This is a genomic window from Actinomadura sp. K4S16, assembly GCF_008327685.1.
GTDB lineage: Bacteria > Actinomycetota > Actinomycetes > Streptosporangiales > Streptosporangiaceae > Spirillospora.
The window spans coordinates 530,949-551,373 of the sequence record NZ_BDDE01000015.1 but is presented as its reverse complement, the minus strand read 5'-3'; the positions used below and the strand labels follow the sequence as shown (position 1 = coordinate 551,373).

Genomic DNA, 20,425 nt, shown 5'->3' with positions numbered 1-20,425 from the left:
GTGGGGAACCTCCCCTCCCGGATTCCCCACCGCGAACCGTCGGACCACACGGGAATTTCGTGGCTGGCCCTTCGGGGCCGCGGCCCGCGGAAGCAGGCGGTGCTTCTCCGCCCGGAGAGGCGGACCGGGACCCCGTCCGGCCACTGCACAGTCTTGCGGTCCAGGGCCTGGAGGGGGAGTGAGACATACCGTGTCCGCGCCAGGAAAATAACGACGGGGACGGGTCGGCTTTCGTGAGCCGTCCCCGTCCCCGTCCCCGTCCCCGTGCGCGCGAGGCGCGGAGCGCTAGCGCGGGACCCGCGCGACGCAGAAGACCGTCTGCCCGAACGGAGGCTTGACGAAGCGCTCGATCGTGCGGGTGAGCGGTACGACCGTCCGGTCGTAGATCTTGACGAGCTTCGGGTCGGGGTAGCCGGCGCCGCCGCGGCGGACCGCGAACCACCAGGCGATCCCGCCCAGGAAGTTGATCGGCTTGAGCACCTCGGGGACCAGCCCGGCCTCGCGGACCGACGCCTCCAGCGTCGCCGGCGTGTACCGGGTGACGTGCCCGACCTTGCGGTCGAAGTCGCCGTAGAGCTGCATGTAGCCGGGCACCCAGATGACGATGCGGCCGCCGGGCTCGGTCACGGCGGCGAGGTCGCGCAGCGCCTGGACGTCGTCCTTGATGTGCTCCAGGACGTTCATCATCACGACGGTGTCGACCTTGCGCCGGATCTTGATGTCGGCGGGCAGCGCCAGGTCGATGACCTCGACGTCGTCGTTGCCCTCGTGGCGCTTGCGCAGCTCGCCGACGCAGTAGGGGTCGTTGTCGCTGACGACGAGGTAGTCGAGGCGCCCGGCGAACTGCTCGGAGAAGTGCCCGAGGCCGGAGCCGACCTCCAGCATGGAGCGGCCGACGTGCGGGGCGACGGTCTCGTACTCGTACTGGCGGTAGTTGCGGGCCTCGTCCCCGCCCAGATGGTTCTCCAGCGCGCCCTCACCGGCGGCGGGCTGGACGACGTCCCCGTCAGGGGCGGGCCCGGCGGCCGGCCCGGCCTTCTTCGGGCCGCTGCCGACGAGGTTGAGGAGGGTGCCTGCGATGGACTTCTTCTGACCGGATGGCTGCATTACTTCCCGCTCGCTGGGTGCGTTGGCGTTCGGCTTCTCGTTCGCGGGACCGTTCCCCTGTCCTCCCGGGACGGTTCGATCTCTGGCGCGAAGGTCGGGTCAGTCTATCCCCGCCCCGATGCCGGACGCCCCCGCGACGGCGGGACGCCCTCCCGCGACCCGCCCGCCGGGTCAGCCGATGGTCCGGTGCACGTCCTCCTCACCGCTCGGGCCGGGCTCGGACGGCGCGATCCACGGCCCCGGGATGGACGGGTCGAGGACGCCTTCCTCCACCCAGGCGAAGTGGCCGGCGAGGACGGCCCGCGCCAGCTTCACGTCCATCGCGTCGGTGTTGCGCCACAGCCCGTCGAACAGCTCCTCGACGCGGACGCGCGACTGCCGGCAGAACGCGTCGGCGAGCAGCAGGGCGGACTTCCCGGGCGCCGTCGCGGCCCCCGCGCCGTTCGCGCCCGTACTGGCGAGCGGCCCTTCCTCGGAAGCGTCGGCGTGGGCGCGGACGCAGACGGCGCTCATGGCGAACAGCTCGGCGCCGATGTCGACCATCCGGCCGAGGAACCCCTGCCGGTACTCCAGGCCGCCCTGCCAGCGCCCGGCCGCGTAGAAGATCGAGCGGGCCAGCTTGCGGGACGCCCGCTCCACGTACCGCAGGTGCCGGGCCAGCGGGCCGAACTCCGCGTAGGCGTTCGGGCGGTGCCCGGCGCCGGTGACGAGCGTCGGCAGCCAGCGCGCGTAGAACCCGCCCGCCTTCGCCGCGGCCCGCGCCTTCGCCCCGGTGGAGGCGTCCGGGTCGATGATGTCCCCGGCCACCGACAGGTGCGCGTCGACGGCCTCGCGGGCGATCAGCAGATGCATGATCTCGCTGGAGCCCTCGAAGATCCGGTTGATGCGCAGGTCGCGGAGCAGCTGCTCGGCGGGCACCCCGCGCTCGCCGCGCGCCGCGAGCGACTCGGCCGTCTCGTAGCCGCGGCCGCCCCGCAGCTGCACCAGCTCGTCGGCCACGCGGCACGCCATCTCCGACGACCACAGCTTGGCGAGGGCCGCCTCGATCCGGATGTCGTTGCGCTCGTCGTCGGCGAGCTGGCCGGACAGGTCGAGCACCGCCTCCATCGCGTAGGCGGTCGCCGCGATGAACGCGATCTTGGTGGCGACGGCCTCGTGCTCGCCGACCGGCCGGCCCCACTGCACCCGCTCCTTCGACCACTGCCGGGCGATACCGGCGGCCCACTTGCCGCTCGCCGCGCAGATCGCGGGCAGCGACAGCCGGCCGGTGTTGAGCGTGGTCAGCGCGACCTTCAGGCCGGCGCCCTCCGTGCCGATCAGGTTCGCCTTCGGGACCCGCACGTCGTGGAACCGGGTGACGCCGTTCTCGATGCCGCGCAGCCCCATGAACGCGTTGCGGTTCTCGACGGTGATGCCGGGGGCGGACATGTCCACGATGAACGCCGAGATGCCGCCGCGGTGCCCCTCCGACTTCGGGACGCGCGCCATCACCACGACGAGGTCGGCCACGACGCCGTTGGTCGTCCACAGCTTGACGCCGTTGAGGACGTAGTCGTCCCCGTCCGGCACGGCGGTGGCGCGCAGCCGCGCCGGGTCGGACCCGACGTCGGGCTCGGTGAGCAGGAACGCGCTGACCTCCCTGGCGCAGCGCGGCAGCCACGCGTCCTTCTGCTCCCGCGTGCCGAACATCTTGACCGGCTGCGGGACGCCGATCGACTGGTGCGCCGACAGCAGCGCGCCGAGCGCCGGGCTGACCGACCCGACGAGCATCAGCGCGCGGCCGTAGTAGAGCTGGCTGAGCCCCAGCCCGCCGTACTTCTCCGGGATCTTCATGCCGAGCGCGCCGAGGTCGCGCAGGCCCCGCACGACCTCGTCCGGGATGCGCGCCTCCCGCTCGATCCGCGCCGGGTCGACCTCGGCGGCGCAGAACTCCGCGAGCCGGGCGAGGAACTCCTCGCCCTTCGCCCGCTGGTCCCCGGACGGGCGCGGATGCGGGTGGATCAGATCGAGGCGGAGGCCGCCGAGGAACAGCTGCCTGCCGAAGCTCGGCAGCCGCCATTCGGTCTCGCGTGCCTCCTCGGCCACCTTGCGGGCCGTCCGCTCGTCGACGTGCTCTTGGGTTCGCTGGCTCATGGGGTCGGGATTTCCCGTGACCGGGGTGGGAAACCCGCCCCCGCCCGCGACGGGGAGGCAATTAGAGGTGATTCGGTCGGAGATGCAACCTTTTGTGGGGGACGGCGCATCAGGAGGATGTGGAGCAGTCGAGCAGCGCGCGGACGGCGAGCCGTGACGAGGAGTTCACCGCCTACGTGACGGCGCGGATGACGTGGTTACGGCGGGTCGCGTACCTGCTGTGCCAGGACTGGCACCGGGCGGACGACCTCGTCCAGTCCGCGATCACGCGGCTGTACCTGCACTGGCGGAAGGCGTCGGCGGCCGAGAACGTCGACGGGTACGCGCGGACGGTGCTGGTCAGGGTGTTCCTCGCCGAGCAGCGGGGCGGGTGGCGGCAGCGGGTCCGGATCGTCGAGCGGATGCCGGAGGAGGCCGCCGAGTCCGCCGACCACGCGGGCCGGATCGACCTGCGGGCGGCGCTGGCGGCCCTGCCGCCGAGGCAGCGGGCCGCCGTGGTGCTGCGGTTCTACTGCGACCTGTCGATCGAGCAGGCCGCCGACGTCCTGGACTGCTCGGCCGGGACGGTGAAGAGCCAGACCGCGCGGGGGCTGGACGCGCTGCGGCGCGCGCTGGAGCCGGCACGGGATCTCGCGGAAGGGGAGAAGCTGGCATGAACGACCTCAAGGAGAGGCTGGAGCGCCTCGCCGACGCCCCCGCCCCCGTCTCGGCCGTGGACGTCGCGGCGGCGGTGGCGCGGGCGCGGCGGATCCGGCGGACGAGGCGGGCCGCCGTCGCGGCCGTCGCCGCGGGGGTCGCGGCGGGCGTCGCCGGGATCACGGTGCTCCCCTCGTCCTCGGCGGAGCGTCCGAGCGCGGTGGCCGGGCCGGCCAGGTTTCCGAGCCCGCTGATCGAGAAGGCCGCGTTCGGGTGGCTGCCCCCCGGCTACGCGCGGACGCGGGTGGCGCAGGACGCCCAGCGGGGGACGGTGTTCACGGTGTCGGCCGGGCGCGGGCCGGGCAGCACGGCCATCGAGGTGAGCGTGGGCCCGCCCGGGGTCTCGCCGGGCGTGCCGCTGCTGCCGGGAGGCGGGAAGGGGCACCTGACGAAGGCCGCGCCGGTCGGCGGGCGGCCCGCCTACTGGTCGATCAAGCCCGGCGGGCCGGGGTCGGACCAGGTGCCGGCCGAGTTCCGGTGGGAGTACCGGCCGAAGAGCTGGGCCGTGCTGACGGTCAACGACCGCGCCGTCGCCGACCCGGTGACCGTCCAGCGCATCGCGGCGGGGGTGAGGTTCGGCGGCGACCGCCCGGCGGCGTTCCCCGTGCGCGTCACCGGGCTCCCGGACGGGCTCAGGGCCACGAGGACCTGGGTCGCCGCCCCCGCGGAGGTCATGATCTCGCTCGCCGTCCCCGGACGGGACGGCGACCTGCTCATCTCGCTGCAGCCGGCCGCTGCGCGGAGGGGCGGGGTGTTCCAGCCCAACACCACCGTCGACGGGCATCCGGCGTTCGACACGCGGCTGCCGCACACCGGGCCGAACCCCGGGCCGAATGTCGGCCTGGTGCCCCCGGCGAAGTCGCAGATCCTCAGGGTCTACGGAGTGCGCGGCTTCGACATCGAGATCAACGCGACCGGGGAGCCGCTGCGCCGCCTCCAGGCCGGAGGCGGCGTGACGGGCCTCTACCGACGGACGACGCCGCTCGGCACCGACCCCGCGCGGTGGACGACGGAGCCGCTCCGCTGAGGTCCGTTTTGTGCCTGGGGCGTAGTTCGGCGATGCTTGGGGAGTGTCAACGGAGACTCTGAACAGCGCCGCCGAGCTGCGCGCCTTCCTGCACGGCCTCCCCGGCGTGGACCGGGTCGGCGCCGAGGAGCGGGCGGCGCGGCTCGCCACCCGGTCGATCAAGACGTCGGCGAAGGCCGCGGCGATCGACCTGGCGATCTCGATGGTGGACCTGACCACGCTGGAAGGCGCGGACACGGCGGGGAAGGTGCGGGCGCTGTGCGCCAAGGCCGCGCACCCCGACCCGGCGGACGCCTCGGCGCCGAAGGTGGCCGCCGTCTGCGTGTACCCCGACATGGTCGAGACCGCGGTCCGGGCCCTCGACGGGACGGGGATCGGCGTCGCCAGCGTGGCGACGGCCTTCCCGTCCGGGCGGGCGCCGATGGAGGCCAAGCTCGCCGACACCCGGGCCGCGGTGGCGGCGGGGGCGGCCGAGATCGACATGGTGATCGACCGGGGCGCGTTCCTGTCCGGCGACTACACCAAGGTGTCCGACGAGATCGTCGCGGTCAAGGACGCGTGCGGGCCCGCGCACCTGAAGGTGATCCTGGAGACCGGCGAGCTCGCCACCTACGACAACGTGCGGCGGGCCTCCTGGCTCGCGATGCGCGCCGGGGCCGACTTCATCAAGACCTCGACCGGGAAGGTGTCGCCCGCGGCGACGCTGCCGGTCACCCTGGTCATGCTGGAGGCCGTCCGCGACTACCGGGCCGCCACCGGGCGGCAGGTCGGGGTCAAGCCCGCGGGCGGGATCCGCACCACCAAGGACGCGATCAAGTACCTGGTGCTGGTGAACGAGACCGCCGGCCCCGACTGGCTGACGCCCGAGTGGTTCCGGCTGGGGGCCTCCTCGGTGTTGAACGACCTGCTGATGCAGCGCCGCAAGCTCGCCACCGGGGTGTACTCCGGTCCCGACTACTTCACGCTGGACTGATCATGGTTTTCGAGTACGCGCCGGCACCCGAGTCCCGGTCCGTCGTCGACATCCGCGGCTCCTACGGGCTGTTCGTCAACGGCGAGTTCACCGACGGGCACGGCGAGCCGTTCAAGTCGATCAACCCGGCCGACGAGAGCGTCCTGGCCGACATCGCGTGCGCGGACGAGGCGGACGTCGACCGCGCCGTGCGGGCCGCCCGCACCGCCTACGACAAGGTCTGGGGCCCGATGCCCGGGACCGAGCGGGCCAAGTACCTGTACCGGATCGCGCGAATCATTCAGGAGCGGGCGCGGGAACTGGCCGTCCTGGAGTCGATCGACAACGGCAAGCCGATCCGCGAGTCGCGGGACGTGGACGTCCCGCTGGTCGCGGCGTGGTTCTTCTACTACGCGGGCTGGGCCGACAAGCTGCGCCACGCCGGCTTCGGGCCCGACCCCCGCCCCCTCGGGGTGGCCGGGCAGGTCATCCCGTGGAACTTCCCGCTGCTGATGCTGGCCTGGAAGGTCGCCCCCGCGCTGGCGTGCGGCAACACCGTCGTCCTCAAGCCGGCCGAGACCACGCCGCTGACGGCGCTGCTGTTCGCCGACATCTGCCGCCAGGCCGAGCTGCCGCCCGGCGTCGTCAACATCGTCACCGGCGCCGGCGAGACCGGCGCGGCCCTGGTGTCGCACCCGGGCATCGACAAGGTCGCCTTCACCGGCTCCACCGACGTCGGCCGCCAGATCGCCCGCACCCTCGCCGGAACCGGCAGGAGGCTGACGCTGGAGCTCGGCGGCAAGGCCGCCAACATCGTCTACGAGGACGCCGCGCTCGACCAGGCCGTCGAGGGCATCGTCAACGGCATCTTCTTCAACCAGGGCCACGTGTGCTGCGCCGGGTCGCGGCTGCTGGTGCAGGAGTCGGTCGCCGAGGAGGTCCTGGAGCGGCTCAAGGCGCGGATGGCGACGCTGCGGGTCGGCGACCCCCTCGACAAGAACACCGACATCGGCGCGATCAACTCCGCCGCGCAGCTGGCGCGGATCCGGGAGCTGTCGGACGCCGGCGAGGCCGAGGGCGCCGAGCGCTGGTCGCCGCCCTGCGAGCTGCCGTCCCAGGGGTTCTGGTTCGCCCCCACCCTGTTCACCGGGGTGGCGCAGTCGCACCGGATCGCCCGCGAGGAGATCTTCGGGCCCGTCCTTTCCGTGCTGACGTTCCGCACGCCGGAGGAGGCCGTCACCAAGGCCAACAACACCCCGTACGGGCTGTCGGCGGGCATCTGGACCGAGAAGGGGTCGCAGATCCTGTGGACGGCGCAGCGGCTCCGCGCCGGGGTCGTGTGGGCCAACACCTTCAACAAGTTCGACCCGGCCTCCCCGTTCGGCGGCTACAAGGAATCGGGGTTCGGCCGCGAGGGCGGACGCCACGGACTGGAGGCCTACCTCAATGCCTGACCGTCTCGCCGTCCGCAAGACCTACAAGCTGTACATCGGGGGCGCGTTCCCCCGGTCCGAATCCGGCAGGTCCTACCCCGTGACCGACTCCAAGGGCCGCTTCCTCGCCAACGCCTCCCAGGCGTCCCGCAAGGACGCCCGCGACGCCGTGGTCGCCGCCCGCAAGGCCTTCCCCGGCTGGTCCGGGCGGACCGCCTACAACCGCGGCCAGATCCTCTACCGGATCGCCGAGATGCTGGAGGGCCGCCGCGACCAGTTCGTGGACGAGCTGCGCCAGGCCGGCGCGTCCAAGGGCGCCGCCGGGACCGAGGTGGACGCCGCCGTCGACCGGTGGGTCTGGTACGCGGGCTGGGCCGACAAGCTGAGCGCCGTCGCCGGGGCCGCCAACCCCGTGTCGGGGCCGTTCTTCAACTTCTCCACGCCCGAGCCCACCGGCGTCGTCGCCGTCGTCGCGCCCGACTCGCCGCTGCTGGGCCTGGTCTCCGTCCTGGCCCCGGTCATCGTGTCCGGCAACACGGCCGTGGTGGTCGCCTCCGAGCCGGCGCCGCTGCCGTCGATCACCCTGGCGGAGGTGCTGGCCACCTCCGACCTGCCGGGCGGTGTCGTCAACCTCCTCACGGGCCGGCGCACCGAGATCGCGCCCTGGCTGGCGACCCACATGGACGTCAACGCCATAGACCTGGCCGGCGCGCCGCCCGAGCACGTCCAGGAACTGGAAGAGAAGGCGGCCGAGAACCTCAAGAGGGTCCTGCGCCCCGCGGACGAGGACTGGACGGGCGAGCCGGGAACCGCGCGGATGACCGCTTTCCTGGAGACCAAGACGGTCTGGCATCCGGTGGGCGTCTGAGCTGAAATGACGCTGCGTGTGTAGAGGGTCACGAAGTGTGGAATAGATCTCCCCGTAACTGATCACAGTGGGGGGAGATCAGTGCCTACCAAGACCGCATCGCGTACGGCGAGCCGAGGGACGGCCGCGCGTACGAAGAGCACATCAGCGACCAAGTCCACCGCCGCCAAGAAACCGGCGGCCAAGCGGACCTCGGCGGCGAAGTCGCCGTCGAGGTCCACGACCGGCCGCACGACGAGCCGCACGGCCGCGACCAGGAGCAGCACGGCGAGGAAGCCGGCCGCGTCCACCCGGTCGTCGGCGTCGTCGTCGGCCGCCGCGACCCGCGTCACCAAGGCCGCGAGCCAGGCCAAGACCGCCGCGACGCAGATGAAGTCGGTGGCGACCAAGGCCTCCTCGTCGGCCAAGGCGATGACGGCGATGACCAAGGCGATGACCAGCGCCACCAAGGCCATGTCCGACGCCGCCAAGGCGATGGACGCCGCGGCCAAGGTCATCACCACCACCGCCAAGTCGACCGGGACCCGCGCCACGACGGCGCGGAAGACCGCGGCGAGCAAGAACGGCGCCGGCCGGACCACGGCCCGCAAGTCCACCTCGGCGGCGTCCGGCCGCTCCAGGACGACGGCGTCCGCCCGTACGGGGACGAAGACGTCCACGGCGCGCAAGTCCACGTCGAAGGCGGCCACGTCCCGGACGGCGGGCACGTCCAAGACGGCGAGCGCGGCGAAGACCTCGGGAGCGTCGAAGACATCGGCGACGGCGAAGAAGACGGCCGCGCCCAAGTCCCGGACGAGCGCCGCGCCCAAGTCCCGGACGAGCGCCGCGCGCAAGTCGACGTCGTCGCGGACGACCGCGAGCACCAGGTCGGGCACCGCGAAGGGGGCGGCCAAATCGAGGACCTCCAAGTCCCCGGCCGCCCGCAAGACTCCCGCGCGGTCGAGCGCCGCACGGACCACACCGCCTGCGGCGCCCGTCGTGGAGCCGAAGACCGATCCGCTCCAGCACTCGACGCGGACGGACGGCGGCTTCCTGAGCGGGCTCACCGACTACGGCCGCGAGCGCTGAGAACCGTGGACGAGAAGGACATCCTGGCCCGCGTCGACCAGTACGTGGGGGAGGAGCGGCGGCTCCGCGAACGGTACCAGCGGGGCGAACTGGACCGGGAGGAGGAGCACCGGCGGCTGGAGCGGCTGGAGGTCGCGCTCGACCAGTGCTGGGACCTGCTGCGCCGCCGCCGGGCCCGGCTGGAGGCCGGCGAGGACCCCGGCGGCGCCGAGGTCCGGCCGCCGGACGAGGTCGAAGGCTACCTGCAGTGACGCCGCCTCGATCGAGGCGGCCGCTGCGGTTCGGCCTGTCCCTCGCCCCGGACTCCGCCGCCCCGCTGGTCCGCACCGCGCAGGAGGCGGACCGGTACGGGCTCGACCTGCTCGGCGTCCGCGACGAGCCGTACCGGCGCGACACCGCCGACGCGCTCACGCTGATGGCGGCCGTGCTGGCCGGCACGTCCCGGATCCGGGTCCTGCCGGCGGTGGCGTGCCTGCCGCTGCGGTCGCCCGCCGCGCTGGCGAAGGCGATCGCCACGATGGACCGGCTCAGCGGCGGCCGCGCCGAGCTCGGACTCGGCACGGGGATGTCGCCGAACGGCATCGAGGCGTACGGGGGCCCGCGCCTGGACGGGAAGGCGTCGCGCAGGGCACTGGAGGAGGCCGTGCAGCTCATCCGGCTGCACTGGAGCGACCAGAACGGGCTGCGGTTCGCGGGCGAGCACTACCGGTTCGCGGCGGCGCAGGCGGGCCCGGCGCCCGCGCACCAGATCGGCATCTGGCTCGGCGTCACCGGTCCGCGCGGCATCGACCTCGCCGGACGGGTCGCCGACGGCTGGATCGCGCCGTCCTCGCTCGTCCCGCCGAAGCGGCTCGCCGACGGGCAGCGCCGCCTCGACGACGCCGCGCGGCGGGCGGGGCGCCGGCCCGCCGAGATCCGCCGCGTCTACGTCCTCGAAGGGAGCCTCGACGAGCGGGAGTCGCGGGGCTTCCTGCACGGCCCGCCGCGCCAGTGGGTGTACGAGCTGACCGAGCTGGCCGTCGGCCACGGCGTCGACTCGTTCCTGTACGGCGGCGGCCCCGAGCAGCTTCCGGTGTTCGCCCTGGAGATCGTTCCGGCCGTCCGGGAGCAGGTCGCCCGCGAACGGGCCGCGTCCGCCCAGGGAGAGGCCGCCCCGCAGGCCCCGGCACGAGCCGGCCAGCCCTCACCGCACGGCACGCGCGTGCCGTGACGCACGGGCCGGCGACGTGCCGGGCCGGGGACAGGCGGACCGGTCGGACGCGGGCCCGCGGGTCGCCGCCCGGGGCCCGCTCCCTTACATGCGCTCCGGGGCCGGGACGCCGAGGAGGCCGAGACCGGTGACGAGCGTGCGGAGGGTCGCCGCGCAGAGCGCGAGCCGCGACGCCTTCGTCTCCTCGTCGGGGGCCTTCAGCACCGGGCAGTTCTCGTGGAACGTCGTGTAGACGTCCGCGACCGAGTAGACGTAGCTCGCCAGCCGGTGCGGCTCGGCGGTCTCGCCCGCCTGCTTGAGCACGGCGCCGAACCCGAGCAGCTCCAGCGCCAGCGCCCGCTCGGCCGGGTGGGTGAGCACGATCGGGCCGGTCGCCTCCTCGGGGGCGAGGCCGCCCTTCCGGAAGATCGACCGGATCCGCGCCACCGCGTACTGCAGGTACGGGCCGGTCTTGCCGTTGAACGAGATCATCCGGTCGAAGTCGAAGACGTACTCGCTGTCGCGCGCCACCGACAGGTCGGCGTACTTGACCGCGCCCATGCCGACAGCCTGAACGATCTCGGCCCGGGTCGCCTCGTCGAACGATGCGTCATGCTGGATCTCGTCGTACACGGCGCCGGCCCGCTCGACCGCCTCGTCCAGCAGTTCCGAGAGCTTGACGGTGCCGCCGGCCCGGGTCCGCAGGATCTTGCCGTCGGTGCCGAGGACGTTGCCGATCTGCGCGTGCTCGGCCTTCACCTCGTCGTTCAGCCAGCCCGCCATCCGCGCGACGGCGAACACCATCTGGAAGTGCAGTGACTGCGGCGCGCCCACCACGTAGACCATCCGGTCGACGTGCTCGGTGTCGACCCGGTACCGGATCGTGGCGAGGTCGGTGGTGGAGTAGTTGTAGCCGCCGTCGCTCTTCCGGATGATCACGGGGAGGGGTTCGCCCTCGCGGCCGGTGAACCCGGGCGGGAACGCGCACAGCGCGCCGTCGCTGATGACCGCGATGCCCTTCTCCTCCAACTCCTGGGCGGTCGGGGCCAGCAGGTCGTTGTAGTAGCTCTCGCCCTTGATGTCGTCGTCGGTGAGGGTGACGCCCAGCCGCCCGTAGACGGCGTTGAAGTACCGCTTCGACACCTCGACGAGGACGTTCCAGAGCCGCAGCGTCTCGGCGTCGCCCGCCTGGAGGGCGACGACCCGCCGCCGGGACCGGTCGGCGAACGCCTCGTCGCCGTCGAACTTCTCCCGCGCGGCCTGGTAGAACGCGGTCAGGTCGCTGACGGAGGAGTCGTCACGGGCGGCGGCGTCCTCGCCGATGTCGAGCAGGTGCTCGATCAGCATGCCGAACGGGGTGCCCCAGTCGCCGACGTGGTTGTCCCGGACGACCTCGTGCCCGAGGAACGCCAGGATCCGCGCGATCGCGTCGCCGACGATCGTGGTCCGCAGGTGCCCGACGTGCATCTCCTTCGCCACGTTCGGGGAGGAGTACTCGACGACGACCTTCTGCGGCTTGTCGGCGAGGGGGACGGCGAGCCGCTCGTCCTCCAGGGCCCGCTGCGCCTCGCCGGCGATCCAGGCGTCGCTGAGCGTCAGGTTGATGAATCCGGGGCCGCTGACCTGCACGTCCGACACGACACCGGCGGTGTCGAGGTTCGCCGTGATCTCGTCGGCCACGTCTCGCGGCTTGCGGCCCAGCTTCTTGGCCAGCGGCAGTGCCACGTTGGCCTGAAGGTCGGCGAACTGCGACGGCCGGATGACCGGGTCGGTGTCCGCGTACGACGGTCCGAAGGCGGCGCTCAGCGCGGCCTGGACCCGGGCGGCGAGTACGAGTTGCGGATCGGGCATGTTCCAAGGTTATCGGCGACGTACCGGCGCCCGGAAACGGTTTCGCGCGAGGCTACGGCGCGGCGGGCGGCTCTTTGCGGTCGGGGACGGTGTCCGCGGCGGGGGAGGGCACCTCCGGGACCTTCTCTGCGGGCCTCTCGGACGGCCTCTCGGACGGCTTGGCCGACGGCGTTTCCGGGGGCCTGTCGGCGTCGCGCTCGCCGTGCGTCCAGCGCCCGAACCGGGACGTGCGGGTCGCCGCGACCTGCTCGCGGATCCGCTCCACGATCCGTCCGGCGGCCAGCCGGTGCGCGAGGTCGCAGGCCGAGGTGATCGCGCGGGCGCGGGAGGCGCCGTGCGCGATCACGACCGTCCCGTTCAGGCCGAGCAGGACGCCGCCGCCGTAGGTGTCGGGGTCGAGGCGGTCGCGCAGCTCCTGGAGGCGGCGCCGCTGGAGCAGCGCGCCCATCCGCGCGGCCGCGGTGGACGTCATCGCCTCGCGGATCTCCGCGAACGCGGTGGCGACCGTGCCCTCCACGGTCTTGAGCGCGACGTTGCCGGTGAACCCGTCGGCGACGATGACGTCCACGCGCCCGCTCAGCAGGTCGTGGCCCTCCACGTTCCCGGCGAACTCGATGCCGTGGCTGCCGCTCGCGAGCAGCTCGTGCGCCCGCTTGGTGAGCTTGTTGCCCTTGCCGGCCTCGGCGCCGATGTTGAGCAGGCCCACGGTCGGGCGGTCGAGCCCGAGCAGGATCTGCGCGTACGCGGTGCCGAGCGCGGCGAACTGGACGAGGCCCTCGGGCTTCACGTCGGCGGTGGCGCCCGCGTCCAGCAGGATCGTGGGGCGCGGACGCGTCGGCAGCGCCACCGCGATCGCCGGCCGCATCACGCCCTGCTGGCCCTTGAGCCGCAGCCGCGAGGTCGCCACCACCCCGGCGGTGCTGCCCGCCGAGACCAGCGCCGACGCCCGGCCCTGCTTGATCAGATGGCAGGCGATCGCGATCGACGAGCGGGGCTTGCGCCAGCTCGCGAGCGCGCCCTCGCCCATGTCCAGGGCCTCGTCGGCGTGCACGATGGGGATCGTGCCGAGGACGCCGTGCAGGTCCAGCTCCCGCCGGATCCGCGGCGCCCGCCCGACCAGCACCAGCCGGACGCCGTGCTCGCGGACCGCGGTCACCGCCCCCTCGATGATCTCCTCGGGGGCGTGGTCGCCGCCCATCGTGTCGACCGCGATCGGCAGCGGGCGCACCGTCGCCGGGCGGCGCGGCGCCGGGCGGGGCGACGGGTTCCGGGGCGGCGCCGTGCGCGGCGGCGCCGGGGCCGGGCGCGGTGGCGCGCTACGCGGCGGCGCGGTGCGCGGCGCCGGCTGTCCGGGCTCCGCCGGCCGGGGCGGCACGGGACGCGACGACTCGCCAGTGCCGGTCATGGCCGCTCCAGGAGGACGAAAGGAAACACGGTGGGCCGCAAGAACGCAGCTCATCGCATCGTATGGCGTCCTTTCGCCTGCCTTGGCGCCCCACGCCCGGAGTGGCGATCCTCACGCCGGGAGCTAGTCGTCCTTCTTCACGCAGTCGGCGCCGAGGCACGACGCGTTCTCCACGACCGGCCGGCCGTCCACGAGGATCGTGTAGTAGTTCCTGCGCTTCTCCTGCTCGCCGGTGCCGATGACCTGGACCGGCTTCCGGTCCGCGGTCATGCCGGTGCAGGCCACCCGCATCCTCTTCTTCGTCCAGCCGGGCAGGTCCGCGCACCGCAGCGGCGCCCCCAGCCGCACGCCGTGCTTGTGGAGCTCGGCGGCGGCGGTCACGGGAAGCGCCTTGCGCAGCGCGCTCTGCGTCTTGTACTGGATCTCCTGGCCCCCGGACAGCAGCAGGAACGCGCCGCCGCCCACCGCGGCGATCACGAAGAGCGCTGCGGACGCCAGGATCATGGCCTTCCTGCGGCCGATCTTCAGGTTCGGCATCTTCACGCTGGGAATCTTCACACCCGCTACGTCACCGACAGTACGGGCACATATGCGCTGGGTGGTGGTTTTTTCCGTTCGGTATGCGGATTCCTTGCCCGGTCGGATGGGCCCGGCCGGATCGGCCCGGCCGGATCGCCCGGTCAGCGGTTCGGCTGCTCGCAGCCGAGGCCCAGGCAGTCCTTGCGGAGCACCTCGCGGCCGCCGACGGTGACGACGTAGGACTCGCGCGGACGGTCCGTGTCGGCGTCGCGGGCGACGCCCTCCACGACCACCGGCTCCCCGGTCGCGGTGACGGCCGTGCAGGCGACGCGCACCACGGAGTCGGTCTCGCGCCCCGGGGACTCGCACTCGGGGCGCTCCTGCAGGTCGATGCCCCGCGCGGCCAGCTCGTCCACGACCCCGTCGGTGACGGCGTTGAGGTACGCCCCGTCGGAGATCCGCTGCATGACCTTGCAGCCGGACATCGTCGCGGCGAGGAGGACGGCGAGCGCGACGGCGGGAAGGCGCCTCATGCCGCCCCCTCCATCCGGTCGAGGGCGGCGACCGCGTCGGCCACCGCGTCGGGACGGTCGAGCGGGACCATGTGCAGGGCGTCCGGCAGCTCGATCCGCGTGCCGTGCGGGGTCATGGCGGCGAGCCGCGCGTGCGCCTCGGCCCATTCGCGCTTCCGGTCGGCGCCGGCCAGGTCACCCAGCGCGGTCACGACGGCCAGCGGGACGGGCGGGAAGGGCCGCCGCTCGCGCAGCCCGGCCAGGTCGGCGGCCATCTCCCGGTAGGCCAGCTCCTCCGCGAAGACGGTGCCGACCACCGTGCCGCGCCCGTACACCGACCGCACGACCTCCTCCGGGACGGCCTCGTCGCGGCGGCTGGTGTGCTTCAGGATCATCCGGCGGCCGAACGGCCCCGCGACGCCGGCCAGCCGGGTCGCGCCGAGCACCGCGCCCGCCGCCGTGGCGAGCGGGGTCAGCGCGGCGGCCAGCCGCACGGGCACCCACGCCTCGGGCTCGCAGCTCGGATCGAGCAGCACCAGGCCCCGCACGAGCGCGGGCCGCGTCCTGGCGAGCGCCTCGGCGGCGAACGCGGCCATCGAGTGCGCGAGGACGGTCACCGGCCGGCCCGCCCGCCGCGCCAGCGCCTCCATGATCGCGGTGTCGCGGCGCAGCGACGGCGGCGCGACCGCGGCCGGGCTGAGCCCGAGGCCGGGGCGGTCGAAGACGGTCACCCGGTGGCCCTCCCGGAGCAGCGCGACTGACGGCTCCCAGTCGAACCAGGCGCCGCCGAGCCCGGAGGCGAGCAGCAGCGGCGGCCCGTCCGCCGGACCCGACTCGACGACGTGCACCTGCTCGCGGCCGATGTTCACGATCTCGCCCGGACCGGCTCCCGCGCCGCCCTTCGCGCTGCTCACAGGTACGCCCCCTCTGGCGCCGCCGACGCCTCCCGCGCCTTGCGCGCCGCGTCCCGCCGGTCGGCGTACAGCGCCCACGCGATCGTCAGCAGCCCCAGGCACAGGATGCCGATCTGGACGCGCTGGACGATCCCGAGCCACTGCCCCACGTACATCGCCACCAGGGTGCCGAGCGCGGCCACCGACTCGGCGAGCGCCAGGAGCCAGCCCCAGCGGGCCAGGGCGGGCCACCAGCCGTACCGGCGGGCGGCGAGCGACAGCAGCAGCAGCGCGGCCACCCCGCAGACGATCACGGCGCTGCTGGTCACCGAGTGGAACTCGTGGGAGAACGACACGTGCTCGGAGCGTTCCCGGAGGGCGCACCAGGTCTCCAGGCTCGGCGCGCAGTCGAGGGGGAAGGACGCGTCGCCGATGGCGCACACGCCGAACAGGCCGAGGAACACCCAGCCGGCCGTGGCGAGGGGCTTGCGGGTGAGCCTGCGCAGCGTCCCGGCGGCCACGAGGATCGACAGCACGCCGGTGATGAGGTCGCCGCCGCTGTAGACGAGGTGGAACGGCTGGTCGGACGCCGAGAGCTCGCTCACGTAGCCGTTGAAGAAGTCCAGCTTGGGGCTGAGGACGTTCTCCAGCACGAAGCTGGCGTAGGTGATCGACGCGAGCCCCGCCAGGACGATCAAGCGCATGGGGACGAGACCCGGCCCGCCCCGCTGGTCAGAGTCCACCCGGCCCCCTCACGCCCGCACGGTCCCCGTGCGCCGATCGGTCCTACCCGGCCCCAGTATTTCCGAACCGGCCGGGTGCGCGTGACCTGGGTGGGTGTTAGCCGAGTATCCGCTGGCCGAAGCCTTAACGGAACCTAGGGGAGAAGTTGACGTCCCGTAGTCGTTGTACAAGTCATGGGGCGTCCACGATGATGACGAGGCGATTTGTCGGGATCGTCCTGACCTCGTCTTTGTCGGTGACGCGCAGGGGGTATCAATTCGGCATGAACACGCCCCAAAGGGTTGAATGGGGGTGTCCCGAGCACTTCTGATCACGTTCCGTGACGGCGCCCGGGGTGCGCTTCCCCCGCTGACAGCAAGGAGTACCAACACGTGACACTGGTGAACGACGCGGCTCCCGCAGTGCGATCCACCGGTCGCAAGTTCCGCGCCTTCACGGCGAAGCACCTCGACGAGCTCACCGCTCGCGCGGGGCTCACGCCCGCGCAGCGGCTCGCGACCCGGGCGGTTGCGACGGTGCTGCCGTTCCGGACGAACGCGTACGTCATCGACGAGCTCATCGACTGGTCGGCCGCGCCCGACGATCCGATCTACCGTCTCGTCTTCCCGCAGGAGGACATGCTCCCCGCCGAGGACGTCGCGCACCTGTCGGACCTGCTCCGCCGCGAGGCGCCCAAGGCCGAGATCGAGGCCGCCGCCCACGGCGTGCGGATGCGGCTGAACCCGCATCCGGCGGGCCAGATGGAGCTGAACATCCCGAGCTTCGGCGACGGCAAGATCCCCGGCATGCAGCACAAGTACGACGAGACGGTGCTGTACTTCCCCAAGCAGGGGCAGACCTGCCATGCGTACTGCACCTACTGCTTCCGCTGGGCCCAGTTCGTCGGCGAGGCCGACCTCAAGATGGCCGGGGACGAGCCCACCGCGCTCCGCGACTACCTCCTCGCGCACCCCGAGGTGACGAGCGTCCTGTTCACCGGCGGCGACGCCATGATCATGGGTGAACCGGTGCTGCGCCGCTACGTCGAGCCGCTGCTCGACCTCGACCAGCTCGAGTCCATCCGGATCGGGACCAAGTCGCTGGCGTACTGGCCGCAGAAGTTCGTCACCGACCCCGACGCCGACGCCATGCTGGGGCTGTTCGAGCAGGTCGTGGAGTCGGGCAAGAACCTGGCCTTCATGGCGCACTTCTCCCACCCGCGCGAGCTGGAACCCCTCATGGTCACCGAGGCGTGCCGCCGCATCCGCGACACCGGCGCGGTCATCCGCACCCAGGCGCCGCTGATCCGCGGGATCAACGACGACGCCGCCGTCTGGGAGACCATGTGGCGGACCCAGACCCGGATGGGCCTGGTCCCCTACTACATGTTCGTCGAGCGCGACACGGGGCCGCGGGACTACTTCGCCGTCCCCCTCGCGCGGGCGTACGAGATCTTCCGCGACGCCTACAAGAACGTCTCCGGGCTGTCCCGGACCGTCCGCGGCCCGTCCATGTCGGCCACGCCCGGCAAGGTCTGCGTGGACGGGGTCGTCGAGCTGGCGGGCCAGAAGGTCTTCGCGCTGCACTTCATCCAGTGCCGCGACGCCGACCTCGTCGGCAAGCCCTTCTTCGCGCAGTACGACCCTGAGGCGATCTGGCTGGACGAACTCAAACCCGCCTTCGCCGACCGATTCCCCTGGCAGGAGTAGCACGCCCGGTGGCGTGTTCGCCCGCCTCGGGCGAACACGCCACACCCTTCAGCGCAGGGGCCGGACGAGGCACAGGCAGGCGAGCAGCGTCGCCGCGCCGCACAGCGCCATGACGTGGCCGGGCGCCAGGACCTCGCCCAGGGCCCCCGCCATGCCGATCCCGACGGCCTGGCCGGTCATGAGCCCGCTGCCGTACAGGCCGATCGTCTGCCCCCGGATCTCCTCCGGCACCGCGTCCACGAGCCGGCGCTGGACGACCAGCTCGTAGCCGAGCCCGAACGTCCCCGCCGCCATCAGCCCGCACGCCGCCGCCAGGCCCGGCTCGAAGGCGAACAGCAGCAGCGGCGCACCGGTCAGCGCGGCCAGCGGCAGCGCGAGCCGCTCCCGCAGGTCCGGACGGATCCAGCGGCCCGCCACGAGATTGCCCGCGAGCATCCCGGCCGCCGCGGCCGACAGCAGCAGCCCGGCCGCGTCGGGGCGTCCCAGCCCTCCGGCGTACGGGACCGCGACCCCCTCCGCCCCCACCGAGAGGGAGATCGGCAGCCAGCCGGCCAGGAGCAGCCCGCGGGTCGTGCGGCGGCCCAGCAGGAGCCGGTTGGTCCGCCACGTCGCCCGCGCCGCCCCCGTGGACGAGGCCCGGACCGCCGCGGGCGTGTCCGGAAGCCGGAAGCGGGCGAGGCCCGCGGCCAGGGCCGCGCCGGCGGCGGAGAGCCAGAGCGTCCCGCCCGGGGTGAGCACCGACAGCAGCAGCCCGCCCGCGGCCTGGCCGGCGATCTGCGCGCCCGCGCTGGTCATCGTGAACAGCGACCGCCCGAGCACGTAGCCGTCCCCGGGGAGCAGGGCGGGGAGCCGGGCCTGGACGCTCGCGCCGCCGACCGGGGCGAACAGCCCCACCACGACGAGCAGCGCCATGACCATCGGGAGTGGGAGCCCGCCCACCGCGAGGACGGCCGTGACCGCGAGGCGCAGCAGGTGGTAGCCGGTGAGCAGCCGCCGCGGCGGGACGCGGTCGGCGAGCGAGAGCAGCAGGGCGCCGCCGACCACGTACGGGAGCATCCCGGCGGCGAAGACGAGCGCCGCCGCGACGGGGGAGCCCGTCCGCTCGAACGTCTGCACCGAGAGTGCGATCGTCCGGACCGAGTCGCCGCCCACCTGAAGCGTCTGCAGCGAGAACAGCGTCCGGAACTCGGGGACCCCGAAGACGTCGCGGTACCGCGCGGGGGCCGCGGAAGGGGAGGTCATGGTTGGAGCGGTCATGGCGGAGACTCTGCGGCCGGCGGTCCCGTCCTGGACAATGTTTCGGGGAGGAGCGAAACATGTATCGCATCGTGGTGGGGCCCGGGGACCTCGCGGCCAGCCGGTTCGGGATCGCGCCCCTGATCGAGGTGCACAGCGCGCTCGGCGTGGTCGCCGGGCGGATGCCGGTCGGGCCGCTCGGACCCTGGGTGGAGCGCGTCCGCCCGGCGTACCGGGAGGTCGCCGGGGACCCGGCCCTGCGCGCGCTGGCCTTCCTGCGCCGCCCGCACGGGTACATGGCCGACTTCGTCGTCCCGCCGCCCGCCCGCCCGAACCTGACGGTCGCCGACCAGCTGGTGACCGTGCGGTCGACGCCGCTCGACCAGGCCCGCCGCGAGATCGCCCGCAACCTGGAGGGGCTGCCCGAGCCGGAGGCGGCCGTGCGGGAGGTGCTGGACGCGCCCGACGTCGTCGAGCGGCTCGCCGCCGGTCTGGAGCGGGCCTGGCGGGCCCTCCTGGAACCGGACTGGGCCGTGCTGCGCTCGATCCTGGAGCGCGACATCGTCCACCGCGCGGGACGCCTGGCCGCCTACGGCTGGGCGGCGGCGCTGGACGGCCTGTCCCGCCAGGTGCGCTGGCGGGACGGCGTCATCGAGGCCGACATCCACGCCGACGCCACCTACCGCCTCGGCGGCGCCGGGCTGACGTTCGTGCCCGTCGTCTTCTCCGAACTCGGCGCGGCGCTCGAACAGGACTGGCCGAACACGCTCATGTACCGGGCCCGGGGAGTGGCGGCGCTCTGGGAGAGCCGGGAGCCGCGCGACGAGGACGCCCTCGCCAAGCTGGTGGGCCGCACGCGGGCCGATCTGCTGCGCCTGCTCGCCGAGCCCGCCACCACCACGTGGCTGAGCGCCAGGCTCCGGATGAGCGTCGGGGGGATCGGCGACCACCTCGCGGTGCTGCGCGGGTGCGGGCTGGTCACGCGCGAGCGCAGCGGCCGCTCCGTCCTCTACCGCCGCACGGCCGTGGGGGACGTCCTCGCCGGAACGGACTGAGGCCGCCCCGGAGGTTCCGGGACGGCCTCGAAGGAGCGCCTGCGGCGCG

18 protein-coding genes and 1 pseudogene are annotated in these 20,425 nt (G+C 73.4%); 9 read left to right on the top strand and 10 right to left on the bottom strand.

Annotated features, from left to right (window positions below; translation table 11 throughout):
* Nucleotides 1-285: 285 nt before the first annotated feature.
* Both K4S16_RS23750 and K4S16_RS23745 read right to left on the bottom strand, forming a co-directional pair.
* Nucleotides 286-1,107: a bifunctional 2-polyprenyl-6-hydroxyphenol methylase/3-demethylubiquinol 3-O-methyltransferase UbiG gene (locus tag K4S16_RS23750; protein ID WP_149261175.1), complete on the bottom strand. Its 822-nt coding sequence runs from the start codon at nucleotides 1,105-1,107 to the stop codon at nucleotides 286-288.
* A 171-nt stretch (nucleotides 1,108-1,278) separates the two neighbouring features.
* On the bottom strand, nucleotides 1,279-3,240 hold the full coding sequence (locus tag K4S16_RS23745) for an acyl-CoA dehydrogenase family protein (RefSeq protein WP_149261174.1): 1,962 nt from the start codon (nucleotides 3,238-3,240) through the stop codon (nucleotides 1,279-1,281).
* Nucleotides 3,241-3,359: 119 nt separating this feature from the next.
* Here K4S16_RS23745 and K4S16_RS23740 point away from each other — a divergent pair, with 119 nt between their 5' ends.
* The 5 genes from K4S16_RS23740 to K4S16_RS23720 are packed head-to-tail and all read left to right on the top strand — an operon-like array spanning nucleotide 3,360 to nucleotide 8,216.
* Nucleotides 3,360-3,896: a SigE family RNA polymerase sigma factor gene (locus tag K4S16_RS23740; protein WP_235037016.1), complete on the top strand. Its 537-nt coding sequence runs from the start codon at nucleotides 3,360-3,362 to the stop codon at nucleotides 3,894-3,896.
* The gene (locus K4S16_RS23735; protein WP_149261173.1) at nucleotides 3,893-4,963 is read left to right on the top strand and encodes a hypothetical protein; all 1,071 of its coding nucleotides are present in this window, start codon (nucleotides 3,893-3,895) and stop codon (nucleotides 4,961-4,963) included. The genes K4S16_RS23740 and K4S16_RS23735 overlap by 4 nt, the downstream gene beginning before the upstream one ends.
* A 43-nt stretch (nucleotides 4,964-5,006) precedes the next feature.
* Complete coding sequence (gene deoC, locus K4S16_RS23730) at nucleotides 5,007-5,936, top strand: deoxyribose-phosphate aldolase (RefSeq protein ID WP_149261172.1); 930 nt, start codon at nucleotides 5,007-5,009, stop codon at nucleotides 5,934-5,936.
* 2 nt (nucleotides 5,937-5,938) lie between these two features.
* Entirely contained in the window at nucleotides 5,939-7,369 is a 1,431-nt protein-coding gene (locus tag K4S16_RS23725) for an aldehyde dehydrogenase family protein (protein ID WP_149261171.1), read from the top strand.
* Entirely contained in the window at nucleotides 7,362-8,216 is an 855-nt protein-coding gene (locus tag K4S16_RS23720) for an aldehyde dehydrogenase (RefSeq protein ID WP_149261170.1), read from the top strand. The genes K4S16_RS23725 and K4S16_RS23720 overlap by 8 nt, the downstream gene beginning before the upstream one ends.
* Nucleotides 8,217-8,278: 62 nt before the next feature.
* Here K4S16_RS23720 and K4S16_RS23715 read toward each other — a convergent pair whose 3' ends face one another.
* Nucleotides 8,279-9,175: a hypothetical protein gene (locus tag K4S16_RS23715; RefSeq protein WP_149261169.1), complete on the bottom strand. Its 897-nt coding sequence runs from the start codon at nucleotides 9,173-9,175 to the stop codon at nucleotides 8,279-8,281.
* Between the two features lie 114 nt (nucleotides 9,176-9,289).
* On the opposite strand from K4S16_RS23715, the gene K4S16_RS23710 reads away from it, so the two are divergent.
* Nucleotides 9,290-9,535: a DUF2630 family protein gene (locus tag K4S16_RS23710; RefSeq protein ID WP_149261168.1), complete on the top strand. Its 246-nt coding sequence runs from the start codon at nucleotides 9,290-9,292 to the stop codon at nucleotides 9,533-9,535.
* The gene (locus K4S16_RS23705; protein WP_149261167.1) at nucleotides 9,532-10,494 is read left to right on the top strand and encodes an LLM class flavin-dependent oxidoreductase; all 963 of its coding nucleotides are present in this window, start codon (nucleotides 9,532-9,534) and stop codon (nucleotides 10,492-10,494) included. The genes K4S16_RS23710 and K4S16_RS23705 overlap by 4 nt, the downstream gene beginning before the upstream one ends.
* Before the next feature lie 84 nt (nucleotides 10,495-10,578).
* Here the strand turns inward: K4S16_RS23705 and argS are convergent, their stop codons facing one another.
* The 6 genes and pseudogenes from argS to K4S16_RS23675 all read right to left on the bottom strand — a co-directional run bounded on the left by argS (nucleotide 10,579) and on the right by K4S16_RS23675 (nucleotide 16,396).
* Nucleotides 10,579-12,324, bottom strand: coding sequence for an arginine--tRNA ligase (argS, locus tag K4S16_RS23700; protein ID WP_149261166.1), 1,746 nt, complete (start codon nucleotides 12,322-12,324; stop codon nucleotides 10,579-10,581).
* A gap of 202 nt (nucleotides 12,325-12,526) precedes the next feature.
* Nucleotides 12,527-13,522, bottom strand: a pseudogene (plsX, locus tag K4S16_RS23695) (phosphate acyltransferase PlsX); the annotation flags it as partial.
* A gap of 330 nt (nucleotides 13,523-13,852) precedes the next feature.
* Nucleotides 13,853-14,266: a hypothetical protein gene (locus K4S16_RS23690; RefSeq protein ID WP_149261279.1), complete on the bottom strand. Its 414-nt coding sequence runs from the start codon at nucleotides 14,264-14,266 to the stop codon at nucleotides 13,853-13,855.
* A 143-nt stretch (nucleotides 14,267-14,409) separates the two neighbouring features.
* Nucleotides 14,410-14,781: a hypothetical protein gene (locus tag K4S16_RS23685; protein ID WP_149261164.1), complete on the bottom strand. Its 372-nt coding sequence runs from the start codon at nucleotides 14,779-14,781 to the stop codon at nucleotides 14,410-14,412.
* On the bottom strand, nucleotides 14,778-15,674 hold the full coding sequence (locus tag K4S16_RS23680) for an alpha/beta hydrolase (protein ID WP_235037015.1): 897 nt from the start codon (nucleotides 15,672-15,674) through the stop codon (nucleotides 14,778-14,780). The genes K4S16_RS23685 and K4S16_RS23680 overlap by 4 nt, the downstream gene beginning before the upstream one ends.
* Entirely contained in the window at nucleotides 15,671-16,396 is a 726-nt protein-coding gene (locus K4S16_RS23675; RefSeq protein ID WP_235037014.1) for a DUF998 domain-containing protein, read from the bottom strand. The genes K4S16_RS23680 and K4S16_RS23675 overlap by 4 nt, the downstream gene beginning before the upstream one ends.
* A gap of 372 nt (nucleotides 16,397-16,768) precedes the next feature.
* Between K4S16_RS23675 and K4S16_RS23670 the strand changes: the two genes are divergently transcribed.
* The gene (locus K4S16_RS23670) at nucleotides 16,769-18,085 is read left to right on the top strand and encodes a KamA family radical SAM protein (protein WP_149261163.1); all 1,317 of its coding nucleotides are present in this window, start codon (nucleotides 16,769-16,771) and stop codon (nucleotides 18,083-18,085) included.
* A gap of 48 nt (nucleotides 18,086-18,133) precedes the next feature.
* On the opposite strand, the gene K4S16_RS23665 is transcribed toward K4S16_RS23670, so the two are convergent.
* The gene (locus K4S16_RS23665; protein ID WP_235037013.1) at nucleotides 18,134-19,342 is read right to left on the bottom strand and encodes an MFS transporter; all 1,209 of its coding nucleotides are present in this window, start codon (nucleotides 19,340-19,342) and stop codon (nucleotides 18,134-18,136) included.
* A gap of 59 nt (nucleotides 19,343-19,401) precedes the next feature.
* Between K4S16_RS23665 and K4S16_RS23660 the strand changes: the two genes are divergently transcribed.
* Nucleotides 19,402-20,376: an ArsR family transcriptional regulator gene (locus K4S16_RS23660; protein WP_149261162.1), complete on the top strand. Its 975-nt coding sequence runs from the start codon at nucleotides 19,402-19,404 to the stop codon at nucleotides 20,374-20,376.
* Nucleotides 20,377-20,425 lie beyond the last annotated feature (49 nt).